This window comes from Kitasatospora sp. NPDC007106 (assembly GCF_040634455.1).
Classification (GTDB): Bacteria; Actinomycetota; Actinomycetes; order Streptomycetales; family Streptomycetaceae; genus Kitasatospora; species Kitasatospora arboriphila.
In genome coordinates this window covers 1-1,094 of sequence record NZ_JBEYFP010001423.1, presented here as the reverse complement: position 1 = coordinate 1,094, position 1,094 = coordinate 1, and the positions used below count along the sequence as shown (strand labels likewise).

The following is a 1,094-nucleotide window of genomic DNA, read 5'->3' as shown; positions in this document are numbered from 1 at the left end:
ACACTGCAGACCGCGCCCGTGCCGCCCTCGCGCGGCTGCCGGTCCAGCGGCGGGAACGGCGGCCTGGTCTTCTCGTTGCCGTACAGCGCCCGGGTGCTGACCAGGCTCCGCCGCAGCCGGGGGCACCGGGTCAGCTCGTAGGGGAGCCAGTGCAGGCGGTACGAGGTGTAGACGTCGAGGTCCTCCAGCGCCGACATCGCCCCGATCTCGGGCGGGACGCGGACCAGGTTGCTGCCGTACAGCCCGAGCCTGCGGACGGCGGTCAGCCTCGCGATCGTCGGTGGCAGGGTGACGATCTGCCGCCGTTCCTCCGCGGGCAGCCCCTGCAGCGGGTGGAACTCCTCGCGGCCGTCCGCCGCCGCCTCCTCCACCAGGTCGAGCAGCCGCAGCCAGCCCGGCGCCGAGGTGTCCTGCTGCTCGGCGTGGAAGGCGACCCGACGCCGGTTCGTCGCGCGGCCCTGGTCGAAGCACCGGCAGGTGTCCTGCCGTGCGCTCCGCTCGTCGCGGACGGCGGGCACCTGCGGACGGTTCGTCATGCGACCACCCTAGGCAGCGCTGCCGCCCGGGTCCGCAGGGGGGTTGTGGTCGGCCGTAGGGTGGCCGGCATGGGTGATCTCGTCGGGGACGTGGAACTCGCGGCCTCCCCCGTGGTGGCGAACAGCACCATGAACCGGGAGCGGACCCTCACCGGGGTGAACAGCTACGCCCGGGAGCTCGGCTTCGACCCGGCCGAACGGCTGCGGGGGCGCCCCGGTGCCTGGCTGGACCTGTGCAGCGGGGAGGGGCGGGCCCTGGTCGCCGCCGCCGGGTCGGTCGCCGCGGGCAGTGAGCTGACCGGCGTCGACCTGGTCGGCCCGCTCGGTCCGGTGCCCGTCCTGCCCGGGTTGCGGCTGCTGACCGCCTCGGTCGCCGACTGGGAGCCGGAGCGCACGTACGACCTCGTCACCTGCGTGCACGGCCTGCCCTACCTCGGGGACAAGCTCGGGCTGCTGGCCTGCTGGGCCGGTGCCCTCACCGGGGACGGCCTGCTCGCGGCCACCTTCGACCCGGCCTCGGTCCGCCGGCCGGACGGCCGCAGCGCCGCCCGCCCGGTC

Annotated in this window: 2 protein-coding genes; one reads left to right on the top strand and one right to left on the bottom strand. The window is 75.5% G+C overall.

The features are described 5' to 3' along the window. The coding region (locus ABZ641_RS38980; RefSeq protein ID WP_359989453.1) for a hypothetical protein at window positions 1-536 on the bottom strand (536 nt) is incomplete at its 3' end. Between the two features lie 69 nt (window positions 537-605). Here ABZ641_RS38980 and ABZ641_RS38975 point away from each other — a divergent pair. Further along, window positions 606-1,094 (top strand): SAM-dependent methyltransferase (locus ABZ641_RS38975; RefSeq protein WP_359989451.1); only part of this gene is annotated, 489 nt, incomplete at its 3' end.